The organism is Nitrosospira multiformis (genome assembly GCF_003050865.1).
Lineage (GTDB): Bacteria > Pseudomonadota > Gammaproteobacteria > Burkholderiales > Nitrosomonadaceae > Nitrosospira > Nitrosospira multiformis_E.
In genome coordinates this window covers 124,040-143,891 of sequence record NZ_QAOK01000002.1, presented here as the reverse complement: position 1 = coordinate 143,891, position 19,852 = coordinate 124,040, and the positions used below count along the sequence as shown (strand labels likewise).

Annotated in this window: 22 protein-coding genes; 14 read left to right on the top strand and 8 right to left on the bottom strand. The window is 50.7% G+C overall.

Features of this window, described 5'->3' with window-relative positions; genetic code table 11:
* Window positions 1-29: 29 nt before the first annotated feature.
* The 3 genes from C8R21_RS01980 (at window position 30) to C8R21_RS01970 (ending at window position 2,459) form a co-directional block, all read left to right on the top strand.
* A complete protein-coding gene (locus tag C8R21_RS01980) occupies window positions 30-1,661 on the top strand; it encodes a hypothetical protein (RefSeq protein ID WP_107761195.1) in 1,632 nt (543 codons plus the stop codon).
* Window positions 1,662-1,769: 108 nt separating this feature from the next.
* On the top strand, window positions 1,770-2,027 hold the full coding sequence (locus C8R21_RS01975; RefSeq protein ID WP_107761194.1) for a hypothetical protein: 258 nt from the start codon (window positions 1,770-1,772) through the stop codon (window positions 2,025-2,027).
* Window positions 2,028-2,087: 60 nt separating this feature from the next.
* Window positions 2,088-2,459 (top strand): avidin/streptavidin family protein, encoded by a 372-nt coding sequence (locus tag C8R21_RS01970; RefSeq protein ID WP_107761193.1) that lies wholly within the window; start codon window positions 2,088-2,090, stop codon window positions 2,457-2,459.
* Between the two features lie 200 nt (window positions 2,460-2,659).
* Here the strand turns inward: C8R21_RS01970 and C8R21_RS01965 are convergent, their stop codons facing one another.
* Window positions 2,660-3,664, bottom strand: a complete 1,005-nt coding sequence (locus tag C8R21_RS01965) for a biotin--[acetyl-CoA-carboxylase] ligase (protein ID WP_107761192.1) — start codon at window positions 3,662-3,664, stop codon at window positions 2,660-2,662.
* A 242-nt stretch (window positions 3,665-3,906) separates the two neighbouring features.
* Here C8R21_RS01965 and C8R21_RS01955 point away from each other — a divergent pair, with 242 nt between their 5' ends.
* The 5 genes from C8R21_RS01955 to C8R21_RS01935 all read left to right on the top strand — a co-directional run bounded on the left by C8R21_RS01955 (window position 3,907) and on the right by C8R21_RS01935 (window position 8,570).
* Window positions 3,907-5,604, top strand: coding sequence for a glutamine--tRNA ligase/YqeY domain fusion protein (locus C8R21_RS01955; RefSeq protein WP_107761190.1), 1,698 nt, complete (start codon window positions 3,907-3,909; stop codon window positions 5,602-5,604).
* A gap of 332 nt (window positions 5,605-5,936) precedes the next feature.
* The gene (gene trxA / locus C8R21_RS01950; protein ID WP_011381389.1) at window positions 5,937-6,260 is read left to right on the top strand and encodes a thioredoxin TrxA; all 324 of its coding nucleotides are present in this window, start codon (window positions 5,937-5,939) and stop codon (window positions 6,258-6,260) included.
* Window positions 6,261-6,417: 157 nt separating this feature from the next.
* Window positions 6,418-7,677 (top strand): transcription termination factor Rho, encoded by a 1,260-nt coding sequence (gene rho / locus C8R21_RS01945; protein WP_011381390.1) that lies wholly within the window; start codon window positions 6,418-6,420, stop codon window positions 7,675-7,677.
* Between the two features lie 143 nt (window positions 7,678-7,820).
* Window positions 7,821-8,045 (top strand): 50S ribosomal protein L31, encoded by a 225-nt coding sequence (gene rpmE / locus C8R21_RS01940; protein WP_074974711.1) that lies wholly within the window; start codon window positions 7,821-7,823, stop codon window positions 8,043-8,045.
* 297 nt (window positions 8,046-8,342) lie between these two features.
* On the top strand, window positions 8,343-8,570 hold the full coding sequence (locus C8R21_RS01935) for a hypothetical protein (RefSeq protein ID WP_107761189.1): 228 nt from the start codon (window positions 8,343-8,345) through the stop codon (window positions 8,568-8,570).
* A 79-nt stretch (window positions 8,571-8,649) separates the two neighbouring features.
* Here the strand turns inward: C8R21_RS01935 and C8R21_RS01930 are convergent, their stop codons facing one another.
* From C8R21_RS01930 to C8R21_RS01915, 4 genes are all read right to left on the bottom strand, one after another.
* On the bottom strand, window positions 8,650-9,096 hold the full coding sequence (locus C8R21_RS01930; protein WP_107761188.1) for a VOC family protein: 447 nt from the start codon (window positions 9,094-9,096) through the stop codon (window positions 8,650-8,652).
* A 123-nt stretch (window positions 9,097-9,219) separates the two neighbouring features.
* Window positions 9,220-9,951, bottom strand: a complete 732-nt coding sequence (locus tag C8R21_RS01925; RefSeq protein ID WP_107761187.1) for an SGNH/GDSL hydrolase family protein — start codon at window positions 9,949-9,951, stop codon at window positions 9,220-9,222.
* Between the two features lie 52 nt (window positions 9,952-10,003).
* Window positions 10,004-10,666 carry a glycerophosphodiester phosphodiesterase gene (locus C8R21_RS01920; protein ID WP_107761186.1) on the bottom strand — a complete coding sequence of 221 codons (663 nt, stop codon included), beginning with the start codon at window positions 10,664-10,666 and terminating at the stop codon, window positions 10,004-10,006.
* 2 nt (window positions 10,667-10,668) lie between these two features.
* Window positions 10,669-11,490 (bottom strand): alpha/beta hydrolase, encoded by an 822-nt coding sequence (locus tag C8R21_RS01915; RefSeq protein WP_258192198.1) that lies wholly within the window; start codon window positions 11,488-11,490, stop codon window positions 10,669-10,671.
* An 85-nt stretch (window positions 11,491-11,575) separates the two neighbouring features.
* Here C8R21_RS01915 and ppa point away from each other — a divergent pair, with 85 nt between their 5' ends.
* The 3 genes from ppa (at window position 11,576) to C8R21_RS01900 (ending at window position 13,813) form a co-directional block, all read left to right on the top strand.
* Window positions 11,576-12,124, top strand: a complete 549-nt coding sequence (gene ppa / locus C8R21_RS01910; RefSeq protein ID WP_074974706.1) for an inorganic diphosphatase — start codon at window positions 11,576-11,578, stop codon at window positions 12,122-12,124.
* Between the two features lie 41 nt (window positions 12,125-12,165).
* Complete coding sequence (locus tag C8R21_RS01905) at window positions 12,166-12,774, top strand: GNAT family N-acetyltransferase (RefSeq protein ID WP_107761184.1); 609 nt, start codon at window positions 12,166-12,168, stop codon at window positions 12,772-12,774.
* A 295-nt stretch (window positions 12,775-13,069) separates the two neighbouring features.
* Window positions 13,070-13,813: an intradiol ring-cleavage dioxygenase gene (locus tag C8R21_RS01900; protein ID WP_107761183.1), complete on the top strand. Its 744-nt coding sequence runs from the start codon at window positions 13,070-13,072 to the stop codon at window positions 13,811-13,813.
* A 79-nt stretch (window positions 13,814-13,892) separates the two neighbouring features.
* Here the strand turns inward: C8R21_RS01900 and lon are convergent, their stop codons facing one another.
* Window positions 13,893-16,265 carry an endopeptidase La gene (gene lon / locus C8R21_RS01895; RefSeq protein WP_107761182.1) on the bottom strand — a complete coding sequence of 791 codons (2,373 nt, stop codon included), beginning with the start codon at window positions 16,263-16,265 and terminating at the stop codon, window positions 13,893-13,895.
* A 648-nt stretch (window positions 16,266-16,913) separates the two neighbouring features.
* On the opposite strand from lon, the gene C8R21_RS01890 reads away from it, so the two are divergent.
* From C8R21_RS01890 to C8R21_RS01875, 3 genes are all read left to right on the top strand, one after another.
* A complete protein-coding gene (locus C8R21_RS01890) occupies window positions 16,914-17,270 on the top strand; it encodes a hypothetical protein (RefSeq protein WP_146162430.1) in 357 nt (118 codons plus the stop codon).
* A 541-nt stretch (window positions 17,271-17,811) separates the two neighbouring features.
* Window positions 17,812-18,123 (top strand): hypothetical protein, encoded by a 312-nt coding sequence (locus C8R21_RS01880; RefSeq protein WP_107761180.1) that lies wholly within the window; start codon window positions 17,812-17,814, stop codon window positions 18,121-18,123.
* Between the two features lie 112 nt (window positions 18,124-18,235).
* Window positions 18,236-18,595, top strand: coding sequence for a cupin domain-containing protein (locus tag C8R21_RS01875; protein WP_074974701.1), 360 nt, complete (start codon window positions 18,236-18,238; stop codon window positions 18,593-18,595).
* 337 nt (window positions 18,596-18,932) lie between these two features.
* Here the strand turns inward: C8R21_RS01875 and C8R21_RS16050 are convergent, their stop codons facing one another.
* Window positions 18,933-19,502, bottom strand: a complete 570-nt coding sequence (locus tag C8R21_RS16050) for a bile acid:sodium symporter (protein WP_219906594.1) — start codon at window positions 19,500-19,502, stop codon at window positions 18,933-18,935.
* A 26-nt stretch (window positions 19,503-19,528) separates the two neighbouring features.
* Window positions 19,529-19,825: a hypothetical protein gene (locus C8R21_RS16045; RefSeq protein WP_219906593.1), complete on the bottom strand. Its 297-nt coding sequence runs from the start codon at window positions 19,823-19,825 to the stop codon at window positions 19,529-19,531.
* Window positions 19,826-19,852 lie beyond the last annotated feature (27 nt).

Here is a 19,852-nt window from a genome sequence, read left to right as displayed (position 1 = left end):
ATCCTGTCTTTACTACATTGATAAAAATCATGCCAAGTAAAGTTAGCTATCTTTTTAAAAGAGCGGCTATTTTTCCCCTCTTATTGTTTTTCCTAAACGATTACGCCTGGGCAGAGGGATGCCAAGCTCCACGCATTATTCTCACAATAAATGGCGTATTAAATAATAAGATTCAGGCCGAAAACAATATGCTTAAGCTTAGATTTGCTTGGCTTGGGCTCAGCCGTTCGCAACAGACTCGCCCCAATTTTTATTACATGCATAATCCATCAGCAAAGGATGTGCTCTATGGCATCGGTGGGCTGGCTGATTTTCTCGAAACAGCAATGCAGCGGCATGGACTGAATATCTCCCTTATTTTAAGGGGTCTAGCTGGACTAGAGCCTCTTCCAGACGGCATTAAGGATGATCTAATAAACTGGGCAAATTTATCAGTAAAAGGCTATAACCCAGATGCAGCAACTCTGAATTACATGCGTTCCACCCTTGACGCTTATATCGATCAGGGGAATATCGTTACCTTGGTGCCCCACTCGCAGGGGAATTTATGGGCAAGTTCCATTGTTAACCTGATGAATCCATCAGAGGTGAGCGCTGTAGGAAATGTGGGGGTTGCTGTCCCCTATTCGAGAGTGGACCCCGCTGACAGATCAGCCTATGTCACTCTTGTCGAAGATATGGTAATCCTAGCTCTCAAGTTAACTGATTCGTCCGTTCTATCGGGAAATGTTGCCAACGGATATCCCCCGCCGGAATGGAAAAATCGAAACTTTTCTCACAATTTTACAGAAGCTTATCTTGATATCGGGAAGCTATCGGAAAAGAAAATCATTACTTCCATTGATGAGCAATTTTCAAAACTGGAACCCGCCGCTCCCTGTCCCCCACCCACTCCCGCTCCATTTTATCGGTATCTTCCAAAACTTCTAGAAGGATCTCGTGCGGGAGCCAGGATATGTGGCCCTGATCTCAAGATGGATGGACTTATGACTTTTGGTTCTTCCGGAGAGATTACAGGAAGCAGGTGTTTTAAAGAAGTCACATTTCCAGAGAATAGCTACTATAAATTTGGCCAGTCTTACGATGGAGGCGGAATTTACCTTTATGACTCTGCTGGAAACACCCTCAATATAAGAGAAAGACGAGAGTGGCCAACTGGGAACGTAGAGCTTTTCTGGAAAAGCAATCCTGTTCGCCAAGGGGTCACCTCTACTTTCACCAGTCGTCCCTTGATAATTGATATGAAAACCAGAATATTGGATTGGATTCGGTTGATTTCGAATAAGACCTGTACTGCTAGAGGTGGAAGCGTAAGGAACGGATCAGCTCCAGGAGCGCATGTTGAATTAAGCGAAACTCATGTAAGCATCGTTCGGGGAAATGAAATATTTGTTTCCGCTCCAATCACTGACATCTTATGGGAAGTTCCTACGGCTCCATGGACCGCCACATCTTTTTCTGAAAGGCGGAATCAAACAACCTTTATTCACAAACAACCCAGTCTTGAGGTGAGCACAGCAAATACGGTTGCTACCGTTAACCTGACTATTTTGGATTTTGATAATCCATCACCTTCAGTTTTTTCATTCGATAGCAGATTCAGCACGAATGCTCTCATGCCAGCATCATGTACAACTGAATCTTATCCACTCCCCGAGTAATCATGCTAAAAATCGTTTATGCTTCTAATACTGAAAAGAATTTTTTAATTGCCTGAAGGAACTTCTTTCTGTTATTCATAGCCCCCTAACAAGAAGGATAAAAGGGCAATGGCAGACATAAAAAATATCTCAAAATTCTTTACAGAAAACAACCTTACAGGAAAAGTGAAGGTTTCCGAAAACACAAATGAATACCTTCATTTCGAAGGAAAAATCGGAGTAGATCGAGAAAAAATTATTCAATTCTTTGAGGAAAACAAAATAACAGGGCAGATATACTCCCCATATTTGGATGGAGGGCGTCTTTCTTTCAAAGATGGAAAGTTATTGAATGAATTAGGCTGCCTATCTCCAATACCTCATTAAAATAGAAACATCCTTAATTTTTATTTTTTTAAATGTCTTCTTGATTAATCAGGAGGAGTGATGAACTTTTTAGGAATCTGGGAAAATCAACACGGATCCATTCTTAATATCTCTCATATTGATCCCCTTAATGGACTTATTGAAGGTCAATATAAGACAGCTGTCGGAAAACCGGATGCCTCACAAGCTTACGAATTAAAGGGATATGTAAGAGAAAATCTCATCGGCTTTACCGTGTCGTATGGGGAAATTGATTGCATTTGTTGCTGGGTTGGCCGCCTAGAGTTGGATAATAAAATCCACACATTATGGCAATATGTTTCAAGCAAAACAATTAGAAAGAACCCGGATAATAACTTGGCTGAAGAATATCCAAGTGACCTTTGGCAAGCTTTTCATGTTCAGGCAGATATCTTTACCCGTAAAGCCTAATCAGCTACAAAGTTCGCTCTTTCACTAACCTATACCCCTCTGATGTCTGATTTGTGCTCGGTTCAGCCTCATGAGCGACCTACATGAGGCGACTTACATGCTTTCCTCCATCATTTGCCCATTCATTCGATGGCTAAATTGGAAGATTCCCGATTGCCTTCCATTCGTTCATTGCCTCGCTGATGGTGATAAAGCTACCACTATTCAGGCCGCCCCCACCTTCGCAAGCGCAGCGATATCTCGCCGCCGCTGAAACTGCGAAGACCCAGTGACGTTTGCAGCAACAGCGACCCGCTATCCGATACCCCGTGCACCAGCCCCTCCTGGCCCGACCCGTCAGGTAGCTTGAGGGTGACTGCTTTGCCTTCACATACATGGCGATCCACCCATTCCTCCTTGAATGGCGTAAAACCTGACTGCTCAAATTCTCTCAATACTCGAGCAATATTCAGCAACAATTCAGCCAGCAATTTATTGCGATCCGGCATTTCTCCACTGATGGAAAAAATATCCGTTGCGCCCTGGTCTATCCGCGCCTGAATGCTGTCGGACAACTTCAGGTTCATGCCTACGCCGATTACAGCGACGGTGGGACCGAGCATATCGCCATGCAGTTCTATCAGTATGCCTGCCAGTTTACAGAAATTGAACAGGACATCGTTTGGCCATTTGAGTACAGCTCCTTGTGTCCCCGAGGATTCGAGCGCACGTACTATTGCAACTCCTATGGCGAGGCTCAAACCCGAAAGGAAGCTTGCGCTTTGCTGAAACCGCCATAGCACGGAAAACGCGAGACCGGCTCCCAGACCAGAGTGCCATTGCCGTCCTCTTCGCCCACGCCCCTTCGTTTGCAGCTCGGCTGCTACCGCATGAATGAGCCCTTCACCCAGGCTCAACCGGTTGTCCGCCTCATGCAGTAAAAGGCTGTTTGTGGAATCGATCGTATCGAGTATTTCCAGATTGAACTTGTCTGCCTGATCGCCGAGATGGTCAAGAATGGTATTTCGTTCCAGCCATTGCACCTGGTCGAGCAGGCGGTAGCCACGCCCCTTGATTTTATGGATGGTCAATCCGGCTTCATCCACGTCGCGGAGTGCGTTCGATACGCTGGCGCGGGAAACCCCCAAGGCTTCGGCAATAGCCGGACCTGAATGAAATTCATTATCGCTCAGCAGCCGGAGAATGGAAAAGGCGAGTGGATTCATGTAATCAGTGTAGTGCAAATAAATGGAAATGGAACTTTGCTACGCGCATTCTCGCTCACAGCAGAAGAAATGCAGGAAGAAAATCAGTGGGCGTACCTGGTCGAATTTGGCTGGATACGTTATTCAACTATAATGAGTGGCCGGGCAAGTACAAACGAACGGGAGAGAGCAGGACCGGCGTTCCCGTTTGCCCATGAGTTCCCGGAAAAGACGAGCAGGAATTCCCTTTCAAGAGGTCCAGTTTGAACGAAAAAGCTACGCCTGGCGATGTAACATCGTCCACATCCAATTTCATACGCAATATCATCGAAGAAGACAATCGCACCGGCAAATGGGATGGACGGGTTGAAACGCGCTTTCCGCCTGAACCCAATGGTTACCTCCACATCGGTCATGCCAAAAGCATTTGCCTCAATTTCGGTCTGGCGCGGGACTATAACGGAATATGCCATCTGCGCTTCGATGACACCAACCCCGAAAAAGAAGAGCAGGAGTATGTCGATTCAATAATGGAGGCGGTAAGATGGCTCGGCTTCGAATGGGGCGAGCACCTGCACTATGCGTCGGACTACTTTGACAAGCTCTACGAGTTTGCCGAACATCTCATCAAGCAGGGTAAAGCCTACGTGGACAGCCTTACTGCCGAGGAAATCCGCACGCTGCGAGGCACGCTTACGGAGGCAGGTCAAAACAGTCCCTATCGTGACCGCTCCATCGAGGAAAATCTTGGCCTCTTTCGCTGCATGAAGGCTGGCGAGTTTCCTGACGGGGCTCACGTTCTGCGCGCCAGAATTGATATGACTTCCTCCAATATCAACCTGCGCGATCCCGTGATTTACCGGATTCGCCATGTCCGCCATCATCGGACGGGTGACAAATGGTGTATTTATCCAATGTATGACTACACCCATTGCATATCCGATGCGCTGGAAAGGATCACGCACTCGCTGTGCACGCTGGAATTCGAGGATCACCGTCCCCTCTATGACTGGGTACTGGATCAATTGGCAGATGTCGTTCCATGTCATCCACAACAGATCGAATTTGCGCGTTTGAATCTCACCTACACCGTCATGAGCAAGCGCAAGCTGATCGAACTGGTTACCGGAGGTTTTGTGGATGGATGGGATGACCCCCGCATGAATACGCTTGCCGGAGTAAGGCGACGTGGCTATACACCGGAATCCATCCGTCTGTTTGCAGAACGCATCGGCGTCAGCAAGGCCGATTCATGGATAGACATGGGCATCCTGGAAGACTGCCTGCGCGAAGATATGAATGAGCGCGCGCAGCGGCGCCTGGCTATCCTTGACCCACTCAAGGTCGTTATCGATAACTATCCGGAGAATGCCGGGGAAGAGTGCCTTGCCCCAAATCATCCGCAAAAGCCGGAATGGAGAAGCCGCATCGTACCCCTGACGAAAACGATCTACATCGAGCGCAGCGACTTCATGGAGAATCCTCCCAAAGGCTATTTCCGCCTGTCGCCCGGCGGCGAAGTACGATTGCGGTACGCCTACATCGTAAAATGCGTGGATGTTGTAAAAAGCGCCAATGGCGAAATCCTGGAAATCCATTGCACCTATGACCCGGACAGCAAGAGCGGCACGCCCGGAGCCGATAAGCGCAAGATCAAGGGCAACATTCACTGGCTCTCGGCTGCTCATGCGCAACCAGCCGAAGTACGACTTTATGATCGCTTGTTCAGTCAGGCCCACCCTGACACGGGCGGCCAGGCCTACAAAGCGTTTCTGAATCCGGATTCAAAGAAGGTCCTTACAGCGTATGTCGAACCCGCGCTCATGGCAGCGCAACCGGAAGAACGTTTTCAATTCGAGCGTCATGGCTACTTTGTCGCAGACCTGAAGGAAACAAAACCGGGAAAACCCGTATTCAATCGCGCGGTCACCCTGCGTGATTCGTGGGGAAAATCGGGTTGATTTCTAATAAATATGCTGCCTCCGCTGTGAGCAGGGCGGTGCCAATTTGTACGATTTTGCTCCCCCGCCAGTTGAATGGACTGCTTGTATCGAGATTCCCTTAAATTGGTACTTCCCTTTCTCGTTTTTTTTCGCTAGGATACTGAAAAATGACAGAGCGCCGAAAATTGCTGGCCTACGAAGCAACAAAAATATAATTCCTGATATTCTTGTATCTGTCCCTGCCACTTCTGGTATCACAATGTGGCAAGTATCATTAATATATCCCTGCCCTTGCAGAATTAACTGGACGTCAGCCGTACATATTTCATTTGAGCGATTTGGAAAAGCACATGAGTCATACCCACCATATTTCTGACGGAAATTTTGAGACCGAAGTATTGCAATCGACAGTACCTGTACTGGTTGACTATTGGGCAGAATGGTGTGGACCGTGCAAGATGATAGCGCCCATCCTGGACGAGGTAGCCAAAGAATATGGTGACCGCCTCAAGGTTGCCAAGCTCAATATTGACGAAAACCAGGCTACGCCCCCCAAATATGGTATTCGCGGTATCCCTACCCTCATGCTCTTCAAAAACGGAAATATTGAAGCCACCAAAGTGGGCGCGTTATCGAAATCCCAGCTCACTGCTTTTATTGACAGTCATATCTAAAACTGTTAAGTTATAATTAACGCATTCCGAAAACTTTCCGGTTAGTTTCCGGTTCAATTACGTTCGCCGCTTCGAATTCTCGTTCGGCTCCATCGGTTTTCCCAACGTTTCCTGACGCTTTCTTTACGTCCCTCTTCTTCACCCACGGATTCCGTTCATGCATCTATCCGACCTCAAAAACTTCCACGTCACCGAACTGGTGGAGATGGCAATTGCCAATGAAATTGACGGCGCCAACCGGCTACGGAAACAGGATCTGATTTTCGCGTTATTGAAGAATCAGGCACGGAAAGGCGAAAGCATTTTCGGCGAAGGCACTCTGGAAGTGCTGCAGGATGGTTTCGGCTTCTTGCGTTCTCCCGACACCTCATATCTCGCCGGTCCGGATGACATTTATGTCTCCCCCAGCCAGATACGACGCTTCAACCTTCATACGGGGGATTCGATAGAGGGTGAAATAAGGACGCCCAAGGATGGGGAGCGTTATTTTGCGCTGGTCAAGGTCGATAAGGTCAATGGAGAGCCTCCTGAAAATTCCAAGCACAAAATACTGTTTGAAAATCTCACCCCGCTCTTTCCCACAGAGCGGCTGCAGCTCGAACGGGAGATCAAAGCCGAAGAAAACGTTACCAGCCGTATCATCGATCTGATTGCACCCATCGGCAAAGGACAGCGGGGTCTCCTGGTAGCCAGTCCCAAATCGGGTAAGACCGTCATGCTTCAGCACATCGCCCACGCTATTGCCGCCAATTACCCGGATGTGATGCTGATGGTGCTGCTGATAGACGAACGACCTGAAGAAGTGACCGAGATGATCCGGTCGGTAAGAGGCGAAGTGATTTCTTCCACTTTCGATGAGCCGGCTGTACGTCATGTGCAGGTGGCGGATATGGTCATCGAAAAAGCCAAACGGCTGGTGGAACACAAGAAGGATGTGGTAATCCTGCTGGATTCGATCACCCGGCTTGCGCGTGCCTATAACACCGTGGTACCTGCTTCCGGCAAGGTGCTGACGGGCGGTGTGGATGCCAATGCGCTGCAGCGGCCGAAGCGGTTTTTTGGCGCGGCGCGCAATATCGAGGAGGGCGGCTCTCTCACCATTATTGCCACCGCTCTGGTCGACACCGGCTCGCGCATGGACGATGTGATTTATGAGGAATTCAAGGGCACCGGCAACATGGAAATCCATCTTGACCGGCGCATGGCGGAAAAGCGCATTTATCCCGCCATCAACGTCAACCGTTCCGGTACCCGTCGGGAAGAACTCCTGATCAAGCCCGATGTGTTGCAGAAAATCTGGGTACTGCGCAAGCTGCTCTACCCGATGGATGACATGGAAGCAATGGAATTTCTGCTCGACAAGATCAAGGCGACGAAGAACAACGCGGATTTCTTCGATTCAATGCGGCGGGTCTAAAATTATTCAATCCCCAACATCAGGCACCTCCGCCTTTCGGAATGCCTTGTTGCATCTCGTTTCCGACTGGAGGATAATACGCGGCTTTCCCCGAAATCAGGCAGGCATCGTGCGGGGAGCATTTGCAAGCTGAGGATCATTTCATGAAACCAGACATTCATCCAGATTATCAGGAAATAACCGTGACCTGCAGTTGCGGTAGCACTTTTCAAACCCGCTCTACCATGGGCAAACCCCTGCATATCGAAGTTTGCTCGCTTTGTCATCCGTTCTATACAGGCAAACAAAAGATCGTCGATACTGCGGGGCGTGTCGAGAAGTTCCGTCAGAAATACGGCAAGAAAGCGGAAAAGCAACCCGCGGCTTGATAGCCGGTTACTGAACTTTGAAAAAGGCAGCCTCTTGGCTGCCTTTTTTACTTCCAGTAAAACGGTCTAGCTGCGCCTTCCATATTCCCTCCCCCTGCCCTTGAACTGTTAGTCCCGCTTCGGGTTTTATTGGCAATCCGCCTTACAAAAATCGATCTTTTGATACTTTAAGCTGTGTTAAGCGCATTTGTGCTAAAGCGAACAGAATCAGGTGGGTGACAAGTAATAAAATTGATATAAAACTGAAAATTCATCCACTATGTGCCAGATATTATTAATCTTTTAACGGGTTTCACTATGGCCGTTTACCAGGATAGCAGTTTTCTTATTCGCTGCGACCATTTTGACTTCAACGTTAAGCGTGCGCCTGGTACCAGTGCATCGGTAAGTGGTATCTATCGGTGCATAGGCTGCGGCCAGGAAATTGTTGCAAAGAAAGGACAGTTACTGCCGGAGCACGAAGAACATATCCACGGTTTCGAATTCGGGCCGCCACGCTGGCAGCTTATCGTCTTCATCCTCTAGGTTTCGAAGAGTCTTCATGGAGAACCGTGGAATAAGCTGAACCTGCACATCCGGCTGTGAACTCCTATGCTATCGAAGTTTACGTCTCAATTCCTTTTTTTCGCAGCTCCGCCTTTGCATCCTGGCTCTTCTCCAGATCCAGTTCCATGTATTTCAGCACCGCGGGGATTTTCGTAAATTGTATATCGCGATACTCGACTACCTGAATGCGATTACCCCAAGGGTCGAGGAAGTCGAGGAAACCGCCTTCAAGTATTGTCGCCCCTGCGGCTTCAGCGAGTTCGCGCACATTTGAGCGGTCATCGACCACCAGGCCGAAATGCCTGTCATCGTCCGGGCTTTGCGATCGCCCTTCCATCAGTGCAATGAACTGGTCTCCCATATCGATAAATGCGGCACCCTGCCCTCGTCCTCGTAATTTAAAGGTGAAGATGCGGCCATAAAAAGCCAGTGCTTCTTCGATATCGCCGACCTCCAGTGCAACATGGTTCATGCCGACCATGTGGGGTTTTGTCTTCTCGCCCATCTGTTTCCTCCTGATGGATACACGTTCTGCTACAGGAATCGTTACTTGTCTTGTCTATTTTAGGACTATCATTTTCTTTTTGCTTTTCATGCCACCTTATGGTTTTTGATATCCCCTTCCAGCCTAAGCATTTTGCGCGGCATGGAATGCTCTTAGCACTGCAGGCAAAAACACAGCACGCACCTCTGATGCCCCGCGCAAGCTTGGCTCGATAGTACCTGTAAACCAGGACGGGTCACCCGCGAGGAAATGGCGGTGCACATCGACGAGCTCTCCATAACGCGGAGCAAGCTGCCGAATAACGGCATTGATGCGATTGAAGTTGGGTCGGGCAATGCGCGCATCGGTGGCGAGAAAATTGCGGGAGTCATCGCCGAAAGTCGGATCGTAAACTGTGCCCAGCAGAACTGGCCGTACCGGAAGCGCTTGCAGAAAAGCATCCAACTGCTGTTGGAAGCACGCGATGCCCTCCCCTCGGTCCGCAGCAAGACCAGTGAGAAGATCGTTGCCACCTACTGTAACCAGGGCGACAGCAGGATCGGGAGCCTTGATACCTCGCGCCTGCCAGGAGAGATTGTTAACCACGCCGCCATCACGCGCACGGTGGTCCAGCAGTGCAGTTATCGAGGATGACTGAGACATGACGTCACGCCCCTTGAACTCTGGAAACAGGAAATCATTGTTGCGAACGATCAACTGCCCCGGATGGACACCATATTCGTTGTAACGCCCGCAGTCGAGAATCGAATCCCCAAACGTGAAGACGCTGAATACCTTGTTCTTCGCTGAAATCGTTCTACTCAATGCCATGGCCGTGGCTCCGACCATAAGGGCTTGCAGAAAACGTCGGCGCATCACTCAATTTCCGTGTGACAAGAGAACAACTGGGCATTGGCGGCACCGCTGTTTATATACCCTGCACAAGCAATGGATAATCCGTAATCACCCCATCCACGCCCAGTTGCCGACATTCCTCATGCTCAGCCCGGGTTATCGGACCGTAAACGAAGTTGCGAAAACCGCTAGCGGCTGCCTGTGCCAACAAGACCTGATCCAACACATTGTAATCCCAAACCAGATGGTTGATCCTGGCGTTGCCATCACAATCGGAATCAGCCAACAGAGAATCGAGGGTTTGCGGCCTGTGTGCGACCAACAGCCCACAATTGAGTTTTAATGACGATGCGCAGATTGCAATCAGATCATGCCGGAAGGAGCTGACGATAATACGATGGCGGGTTTGATACTTTTCCAGAACACCGAATACCGTTGACAAGCGATCCAGGGTTTTGATCTCGATATTCCATAGTATGTCCGGAAAGTGCGCAAGCGCCTCATCCAGGGTAGGTATTTTGTACCCTAACACACCTTCGATTTCGCGATGAGCAAGATCAGACACTGCCTGTCCGGTTGCCATTACCCTGTCATGGACCAGCACCGGCACGCCGTCCCGGCTCATGCGCACATCGGTCTCGATACCGTTTACACCTGCCATTATCGCTGCTTCAAAAGCTTCGAGCGTATTTTCCGCAACTGCGGCGTGGTAACCACGATGCGCCAGTATCAGCATATTCAGCGTCTTCCCAGGCTCGCATCTATGAATTTACCCAAAGCATTTGCCCAGTCTTCCCTCGTGTAAATGAAGCCCTCATTGTGACCGCCCTGCAGCTCGACGAATTGCTTTGGATTGCGTGCTGCCTCGTACAGGGCCTGTCCTTGCTTGAACGGCACAATTTCATCCTGAGGACTGTGCGCGACGAATACGGGACAGCTCACATCCTTCAAATGCTCGAGGGTGTTGTATTTGAAACGGGAAAGCCGCCGGATGGGAAGATAGGGATACAGTTGCGCTCCCATGTCAGGGACCGAGGTAAACGCGGAAGCCAGAACCAGTACCCCGGGTATTTCGCGGGCCGCCAGCCAGGAAGCGATTGCTCCGCCTAAAGATTCCCCGAACAACACAACATCAGCAGGCGGAATTGCCTTCTTTTCGGTTATGTACCGCCATGCAGCAACAGCATCCCGGTATGTCCCCTGCTCTGTCGGTTTGCCGCTACTTTCGCCGTAGCCGCGATAATCGAAAATGAAGGTGCTATATCCAAGCCGGTAAAACATCGACAAATAGCCGATCCGGTGTGAAATGTTTCCGGCATTCCCGTGAAAAAACAGGACAGTTGCTTTCGCAGCAGGTGCCGGGACAAACCAGCCATGTAACCTTTCGCCATCCGCAGTTTCCAGTTCGACAGACTCGTAAACAAGTCCTGAATGATGGGGGGTTTCCGTGATGCCACGTCCAATTTCAGGGTAATAAACAAGTTTGGGCTGGACGAAGAATATCAGCGCCGCGAAAACGACATAGATGAGTGCAGCCATGATGACCAAGCTGAGCAGCATGCGCATGGATTGTTTAATCCGCAGTTAATCCCTGGAGCCGACAGCTATAATAGCGATTTTTCAGTCAACAGTAACAGGAACAAGAATGAATCTTGACAGAGTCAGCTCCGGCCGCGACGTGCCGAACGATTTCAATGTCATCATAGAAATACCCATGAATGCCGATCCCATCAAATACGAGGTGGATAAGGAAACGGGCGCAATGTTCGTTGACCGCTTCATGTCGACATGCATGCACTATCCCTGTAATTACGGTTATATCCCGCACACACTCTCGGAAGATGGCGATCCTGTGGATGTTCTGGTGATTTCACCGGTTCCACTCATCTCAGGAGTGGTGGTACGGTGCCGACCGCTGGGCATGCTTCAGATGACCGATGAGGCAGGCGGAGATGCCAAGGTTCTGGCGGTGCCAATCGACAAACTGTGCGCCCTCTACCGTGCGGTGAAATCTCACACTGACTTGTCTGAACTGACGCGTTCACAGATTGCCCATTTTTTCGAACACTACAAGGATCTGGAACCCGGCAAATGGGTGAAGATAACCGGATGGGCAGGGGTAATGGAAGCCGAAGTGGAAATTACAAGTGGAGTGAACCGCTATAACTCGGCTACCAAAAAACCAATGTTTTAAAGCTGGGCAAGAGCACTGGAAACAGCAGGCAGCATGAAAAAATGAGTTGGCTCGAATGTATCGTATTGAAGGGTGAGATTGTCACTCTGGAACCGCTTGCACCTGATCACATCGAGCCTTTGCGATATGCGGTCAGGGATGGAGAATTCTGGAAGCTCTGGTATGCAAATGTACCCTCGCCCGGGCAGATGGAAAACTATGTGATCACTGCCATTGAAAATGCTGAAAAAGGAAACATCGCATTTGCAGTGAGGCTCAATGCAACAGACGGAATCGTGGGCACGACCCGTTTCTATAACGTAGATGAAACAAACAGGCGCCCCATGCTCGGCTACACCTGGTATGCGAAATCGGTCTGCAAAACAGGGGTGAACACGGAAAGCAAACTGCTATTGCTCCAGCATGTCTTTGAGAAAAAGAAAGCGATAGCGGTAGAATTCAGAACACATTTTTTCAACCAGGTTTCGAGGACCGCAATTGAACGCCTGGGCGCGAAGCAAGACGGGATATTGCGCAATCACCAGATCATGCGCGATGGCTCCATCCGCGATACTGTCGTTTATTCGATCCTCCAGCATGAATGGCCGTCAGTGAAGAACAACCTGCTGGACAAACTCTCGTCTAATCAGGGGAATCCCGCGCCCGAGTAATATATTGCATTGTTGATCCGGCCAGAAAATACCAAGAATCTCGTCATTCCGGGCCTCACCCGGAATCCAGTAAACCGGAATCCAGCCGAAACCAATGAATGGCGTGCTTTGAACGTCGCTGGATACCGGCTTCCGCGGATATGACGTTTGTATTGCTTGCTCGCCGACTCATAGAGATATCGCAGGCTCGGTCCTTCCAGCAGGAACTTCAAAAGCGGGCAACCCCCCAAGCTTGGGGCGGTCCAATCGCATATCAGGCGCTTCATCATCGAGGAACACAAAATGGGGAGCAGGCATGAATCGACGAAAACTGCTGGGATTGCTTGGGATAACCGGAATCAGTATGCTGGGTCGAAATTCATCCATCAACGCCGGAAGTGAGGAGGTAGCCCGTAAGATGATTTCATGCGTGATAACACCTCAGCAAACGGAAGGCCCCTATTTCGTCGATGAGCGCCTGCACCGTTCAGACGTTCGATCCGATCCTTCCGATGGCTCGGTAAAAGACGGCCTTCCGCTTGCACTTGAAATGCGCGTTTTCACGGTAGGTAACGAGGGTACAGACAGGTGCCTGCCGCTTGCCAATGCCATAGTCGATATCTGGCATTGCGATGCACAGGGAATCTATTCTGATGTCGAGGACAGGAATTTCAATACAGTGGGAAAAAAATTCCTTCGCGGCTATCAGGTAACGGACAGAAACGGCAGCGTGCGTTTTATCACCATTTATCCTGGCTGGTATCCTGGCAGAACTGTTCATATTCATTTCAAGATACGTACCAAGCCTGGATATACGCATGGTAGTGAATTTACGTCCCAACTCTATTTCGATGATGCGATTACCGATAAGGTGCACGCACAATCCCCCTATGCCGGGTATGCGAGAAAGGGTTCATACCAGCAGAGGACCAGGAATGAAGATGACAGCATCTATCTCAAGGGTGGAACACAACTGATGCTCAAGCTTACCGAAGCAGAGGGTGGTTATGCGACTACATTCGATGTGGGACTGAAAACGGAGAAAAGAGATAAGAGATAAGAGATAAGCGACGTAAAGTGATTAAAGAAGGGCGAATGAATCAGGAGGGCTTGTACCCATCAAAGAGGGGAGCATCCACTCAAACAAGCTTGAACTCCGACTCCTGACGTCGCACCCGCTGACCCAGCGATGTTTGAATCGCATCATCCACTGTTTCCAGAAAAACGAACTCCAATGTGGAACGCGTTGTTTCAGGCACCTCGCGCAGGTCTTTCTCGTTGCGTGCAGGCAGCAGCACCCTGCGCAGGCCCGCGCGCTGGGCGGCAAGCACCTTCTCCTTGATACCTCCCACCGGCAACACCATCCCTCGCAGGCTGATCTCCCCCGTCATCGCCGCATCCCGGTGTACCGGCCGGTTGGTAAATAGCGAAGCAAGCGCTATAAACATCGCCACACCCGCACTGGGACCATCTTTAGGGATAGCACCTGCCGGCACGTGCACGTGCACATCGATGCCTTCAAATACGGATTCGGGAATGTGAAGACTGTCTGCCCGACCTTTCAACAACGTAAGCGCGGCCTGAGCGCTTTCCTTCATTACACCGCCAAGCTGCCCGGTCAAAATAAGTTGTCCGCGTCCGCTCACCCGCGTTGCTTCAATAAAAAGAATGTCGCCGCCTACAGGCGTCCAGGCAAGTCCCGTCGCAACACCTGGCAAACTGGTGAGCAGCCCGGTCTCGTGCTCGAATTTGGCAGGTCCGAGAATAGCATCCAGATCTGCGGCGTCCACGCGCACCTTGGCCTCCGCATCCGAGGCAACCCGCATGGCTGCATGCCGCATGACCCGCCCGATCTCCCGTTCGAGTTGCCGCACCCCCGCCTCACGGGTGTAATTAGCGATAATGCCTTCGAGCGCTTCCACCGTTATCTCGCACTGGTCCTCGCTCAGCCCGTTGGCCTCTCGTTGACGGCCGACAAGATAACGCTGCGCGATCTGAAGCTTCTCCTCCCTGGTATAGCCCGGAAGGTCGATAATCTCCATCCGGTCGCGCACCGGCGGCGGCACATTATCAATGACATTCGCCGTAGCGATGAAAACAACACGGCTCAGATCGAAGGGTACACCCAGGTAATTATCCCGGAACGTGGAATTTTGTTCGGGGTCCAACACCTCAAGCAAGGCTGCCGATGGATCACCGTGGAGACTGGCAGACATTTTATCAACCTCATCGAGCATCATTACACAGTTGCGCGCGCCGGCCTTGCGCAGGCTCTGCACAATGTTACCCGGCATGGCCCCGATGTAGGTACGGCGATGGCCTCGCATTTCCGCCTCGTCGTGCACGCCGCCCAATGACACGCGCACGAACGGCCGCTGCAATGCCCGGGCAATGCTCTGGCCGAGCGAAGTCTTGCCCACCCCAGGCGGACCGACAAAACACACGATAGGAGCACGCCCCTGGGGCTTCAACTTCTGAACGGCCAGGAATTCGATAATGCGCTGCTTGACGCGCTCAAGTCCGAAATGATCGTGTTCGAGAATCTGGCGTGCGACATCGAGGTCGATGGGCGCATCCTCCGGGAGCTTCCAGGGCAGCTCCGTCATCCATTCAAGGTAAGTGTGCAGCATCGAATATTCACTGGAAGCTGAAGGCATGCGCTTTAAGCGCTGCAATTCCTTTCTGGCTTGCGCCTCGATCTCTTCCGGCATGCCGGCCTCGGCGATCGCTTCATCCAGCTTCTCTATTTCCTCGTCGTCCCCCTCCGTCTCACCGAGCTCTTTCTGGATCGTCTTCAATTGCTCACGCAATAGAAACTTGCGCTCACGGTCTTCCAGATGCTCTTTCGTCCGCTCACCAATCTCCTGTGATAGTCTCAGCACCTCGATGCGACGCGACAAAATCTGAAGCACCTTGCGCAGCCGCTCCTCCGTACTGACCGTTTCGAGCAACATCTGCTTCTCTGCAACTTCGGTATCGAGCAGGCTCGCGGCGATATCAGCCAGATGCGAAGGTGCGCGAGTAGCCTGTAACGCATGAGCCAGTTCTGCCGGTACACCGGGCAGCAGAGAGAGTATCTCCACCGTACGCTCCCGCAACTGCATCGCAAGGGCCTCAGCCTCCGTCGATACCTCATCGGGTTCCATAATAAGCCGCACACGGGCGGCGAGAAACGGATAATCCTCAATCATTTCTTCAATGGAAAAGCGGCTCAGTCCCTGGCAGACGGCATGCCGCAACCCGTCAGGGGAGGCAAGATGCCGGACAACATTCACCACGGTGCCCACGTTAAACAGCGCATCCCGCCCCGGCTCATCCACAGCAGGATCTTTTTGCAGGATGATGCCGAGCGGTCGTTTAGGATCGAGCGCATGCTCCAGTGCAGCAATAGATTTTGCGCGCCCCACAGTGATTGCAGTCAGAACATGCGGGAACAGCACTACATTGCGCATGGGTATGAGGGCAATCACGTCCTGAGGCAATTCCGGCTTGGCTACAATAAGCTCTCCCATAGCGGTCTCTCTGTAGAAACATTCGAGGAATCGGCTGAGCAATCCGTGTAGTTCCCCGACTCAGACGCTCAATAGCTTCGGCAATCTGGCTGCAATACCACAGCAAGAACACCTATTCTCTTTAGTCTAGCACCGGACGGCTGAGGGTCAACTTCTATCGACTCGTTCGGGCGGAATTGTGCCAGGGTTAATGAAAATGTCATGCTTGTTCTCGGAGCGAAGCAGGTGTTGTGAAATATATTGCGTGTTCTCGAGACGGTGCTGTTTATTGGGGTAGGGCCGGTGGTTGGGTTTGGAGGGGATTTCGCCAGCGTGTATCTATCACTAGGCCAGATCTAGTGATAGATCGGCCTTGCTCGCTCACACTCTGCCTCCGTTAAGGCTCGAACAGCAAAAGTAAGCAGGAATATCATTTTTTGGCATATTCCAGAGAGAACCACAGTTAGGGACGTAAGGTTCCTAATATATAAGTAAATTATTATGATAATAATCAAAACATGTGAATTTTATTTATAGTAATACTGAGTACAATGTTCCAATGTCATGGACGCATCAGGATGGAGTGGCCTTCACTTCATCCATTTCATTGGAGATTGGAGTCTACCTATCATGGAAAAAGAAATAAGGAAGTTTTTAACATCCATATCCATGCTGGGCTTGCTGGCCTCTTGCACCGAGACCGGTATGCTCGAAGCAAGGAACGGCAATGCGGGCATGGCCGCACAAAGTATCAGAACTTTTGTCGACCATGACGAGCTCGCCAGGCGGTATGAAAACCGAGCCAGGAAACTCCTGGAAATAGCAGCGGAACACGAGAAGCGGCTCCAGTATTACGAGGACAAAAGCTACCCGTACGGAAGACACGAGCAGAATTCACAGTCACACGCCGCTCTAGTGCAAAAATACAAGCGGGCGGCAGAGAAAGCTACCGAAGCTGCTTTTCACCACAGGATGGCGTCGCAACCTGCGAAACGCGATTATATTGCTTCGATAGCGTTACATTGATGTGGATTGGCCCAGGAGCTCAGCAGTGAACCTTGGGGGAAACTGATGAAACAGGACGATATTTACTGACCTCGATGCGAGGCAAGCCTCGTCCTTCAGGGCGGGGAAGGATAGCACGGACGGCGTAGCCGTCCTGCAACACTCTTTATAAGCAGAGCCATTAAGCCTTGAAACGCCTCCAAGCCTTTATCAGCCGGTAATCGCCAGACGCAAGCCAGGTTCGAGTGTGTGGAATGCGGTTTCGAGGAAAACGCCGATGCTGTCGGCGCGATCAACATTTTAAGGGCGGGACACGCCCGGTTCGCCTGTGAAGTGAGCGATGCGGCAAGGTCGCCAGCAGCAGGAACCCACCGAAGCGTCTCAGGGGTGGCTCGGATGCCACGTCTGAGCGCTGCAGGAATCCCCCGACTTTAATCACGCAGGAATATCGGAAGACGTTCCGGTGTATTATCTTTTCTCAATCGATAATCCCGATAACCCTGATAATCCACATTGCTGCTGGGGCAATCAATTGTGTCGCGGGTTTCCTTGTGAGGACACTATGAACAGATACTTAGTCCAGCTCGACTTCATCTCCTTTATAAAATTCAACTCGTTGTCGTTCTGTTGCGCCAATACGCTATTTTCTCCTTTAAACGCACTTTTCACTTTCGAAAGCAGCGGGATCGGTCGCGCGCTGCTCGCTCTCTTTTTAGCTCCGTTTGCCGGTCTGCTTCTGGGTGCAGTCTTTGGTGTTCTTGCCTATCCGCTTTACCGGTTTCTGACCTCCCGCAGCGAGTTTCTAGCTGCTTTGTCAGGCAGATTTCAGGAAATATCGGACGAGACTTCGGAGGAATCTCTTCCTAACAAATAACGTTTATAGCATTTCTTGCATGCGTTCTGCCTTTCACAGCGCCAGGGGATGAGGGCAGGCGATATTTCGTATCGAGACATAAACAAACGATCTTTTCCGATAGGAGTCTTCATTGAAAATCAAAGCCACCGTTGAAGAAGTACTGTCCCGCATTCCCGGTCCCGTAACCGCGGAATGGCCAATGGGAGAACGTTTTGCCATTGCGCTGGCGCATGGCACCATGTCAGTCGAATATTACGCTCCCATCGGGCATGATCCGCAAACGCCGCACGAGCAGGATGAAGTCTATTTCGTGCATCGGGGAATGGGTGAGCTGGTGATCGAGGGGGAGCGTTATCCATTCAAAGAGGGCGACTGCCTTTTTGTACCCGCCAACGTTGAGCACCGGTTCGAGAATTTCTCGAGCGATTTTGGAACCTGGGTGGTATTCTGGGGACCCAAAGGAGGAGAAAAAGGTATAGATCTCGGCTGAAGAATCCTTCTGGCCTGACCGCACGCACCACTTTTGAATCGCCTACCCCAATACGTGGAAGGTATCAATATAACAAGTCCATTGTCCAACCTCAAAAGCTGCTGGCTGAGACAAGAATATCCTATTCCGCACACCGGTTGCGCAGCTTTTTGATCGGCCAAATCTTTCACAAGCTAGAGCAAATCTCTTTTTCACCTCATCTGCCGCCGAAACAAAACGGAATCAACCAGCGAAGCCACAAGGTGTTGCACGAGGTTATAGAAAATAATGGGCAGCATAATTAGCGGGCGATCGACCATTGCCATGGAGGCTAATACAAGCACCGAGCCATTATTATTCATTCCGAGGCCAAACAATAGCGAGATTCATCCCGCTCACTTCCCAAAATACGACCAACAGGTATCCCGAGAAAGGCGACAAGACAAAGCGCAATGGTGATCACTAATATCAACGCCAAAAAGCCGATGTCAGGTTCCGCCACTACCGCTGGCAGGGTGAGCGAGGCATTTGGATAGTTAAGCAATACAAGAACGCAATAATTTATGAGCTTTACGTAAGGCTTCATCATCTCGATGCGTCGCTCTCCAATGAACCGATTCGTCAGGATACCGAGCAGCGAAGGGAGGATGACCCACGTTCCAAGGAAAGTCCCGACTCCGTTGGAAGCGAGTTCATGCAAATCTTCTGAGTAGTCACCTGTAGCCATGAAACCCACGGCGTGGAGGACAAGCGGCGATAACAGTGGGCTGAGGAACATCGTGAGCAGGACGAGCCCGAGGCTCAATGCTAGATTCCCGTTGGCATTCTGGGTCCACGCGGTTGAGGAACCAGCAATTGGCATAGCGGCCACAAAAACAAGCCCGACGAGGATCAACTGGACCTCTTCGGGGTTATGCCAAAGCTTCATTGCGAAGCTTAGGGCGATGATGAAAGTCAGTGGGACCGCCAGATTTCCGAATACTCGCCCAACAGTACCAAGGGGTTTTTCAGCAGGTTCCTCACTTCCTCGATCTTCATCCCTAAACCGGCGTTAAATAGCAGTGTCGCCAGCATCACGAGAGGAAGGGAAAAAGTAACCTCCCGATGAAGTACCTCTACGCGACCCAAGCCCGCGTTACGAATCCACAGCCCAAACGCCGGCAATATCGCAGCAACAAAATAAGAGGCTACGATCACCCAAATGAAATAGTGATGGATGAGGTGCAAGAGGAGCGCAATGGAATTTTTCATATTCGACGAGTCCATTGATATAAGCGT

Bases quoted from the DNA above. Each gene is read 5' to 3' on its own strand.
- trxA (WP_011381389.1), top strand. From the start codon at position 5,937: ATGAGTCATACCCACCATATTTCTGACGGAAATTTTGAGACCGAAGTA.
- lon (WP_107761182.1), bottom strand. From the start codon at position 16,265: ATGGGAGAGCTTATTGTAGCCAAGCCGGAATTGCCTCAGGACGTGATT.
- rpmE (WP_074974711.1), top strand. From the start codon at position 7,821: ATGAAACCAGACATTCATCCAGATTATCAGGAAATAACCGTGACCTGC.
- C8R21_RS01890 (WP_146162430.1), top strand. From the start codon at position 16,914: ATGCTGGGCTTGCTGGCCTCTTGCACCGAGACCGGTATGCTCGAAGCA.
- C8R21_RS01900 (WP_107761183.1), top strand. From the start codon at position 13,070: ATGAATCGACGAAAACTGCTGGGATTGCTTGGGATAACCGGAATCAGT.
- C8R21_RS01925 (WP_107761187.1), bottom strand. From the start codon at position 9,951: ATGCGCCGACGTTTTCTGCAAGCCCTTATGGTCGGAGCCACGGCCATG.
- C8R21_RS01970 (WP_107761193.1), top strand. From the start codon at position 2,088: ATGAACTTTTTAGGAATCTGGGAAAATCAACACGGATCCATTCTTAAT.
- C8R21_RS16050 (WP_219906594.1), bottom strand. From the start codon at position 19,502: ATGAAGCTTTGGCATAACCCCGAAGAGGTCCAGTTGATCCTCGTCGGG.
- ppa (WP_074974706.1), top strand. From the start codon at position 11,576: ATGAATCTTGACAGAGTCAGCTCCGGCCGCGACGTGCCGAACGATTTC.
- C8R21_RS01880 (WP_107761180.1), top strand. From the start codon at position 17,812: ATGAACAGATACTTAGTCCAGCTCGACTTCATCTCCTTTATAAAATTC.
- rho (WP_011381390.1), top strand. From the start codon at position 6,418: ATGCATCTATCCGACCTCAAAAACTTCCACGTCACCGAACTGGTGGAG.
- C8R21_RS01920 (WP_107761186.1), bottom strand. From the start codon at position 10,666: ATGCTGATACTGGCGCATCGTGGTTACCACGCCGCAGTTGCGGAAAAT.
- C8R21_RS01965 (WP_107761192.1), bottom strand. From the start codon at position 3,664: ATGAATCCACTCGCCTTTTCCATTCTCCGGCTGCTGAGCGATAATGAA.
- C8R21_RS01915 (WP_258192198.1), bottom strand. From the start codon at position 11,490: ATGCTGCTCAGCTTGGTCATCATGGCTGCACTCATCTATGTCGTTTTC.
- C8R21_RS01975 (WP_107761194.1), top strand. From the start codon at position 1,770: ATGGCAGACATAAAAAATATCTCAAAATTCTTTACAGAAAACAACCTT.
- C8R21_RS01930 (WP_107761188.1), bottom strand. From the start codon at position 9,096: ATGGGCGAGAAGACAAAACCCCACATGGTCGGCATGAACCATGTTGCA.
- C8R21_RS01980 (WP_107761195.1), top strand. From the start codon at position 30: ATGCCAAGTAAAGTTAGCTATCTTTTTAAAAGAGCGGCTATTTTTCCC.
- C8R21_RS16045 (WP_219906593.1), bottom strand. From the start codon at position 19,825: ATGAAAAATTCCATTGCGCTCCTCTTGCACCTCATCCATCACTATTTC.
- C8R21_RS01905 (WP_107761184.1), top strand. From the start codon at position 12,166: ATGAGTTGGCTCGAATGTATCGTATTGAAGGGTGAGATTGTCACTCTG.
- C8R21_RS01935 (WP_107761189.1), top strand. From the start codon at position 8,343: ATGGCCGTTTACCAGGATAGCAGTTTTCTTATTCGCTGCGACCATTTT.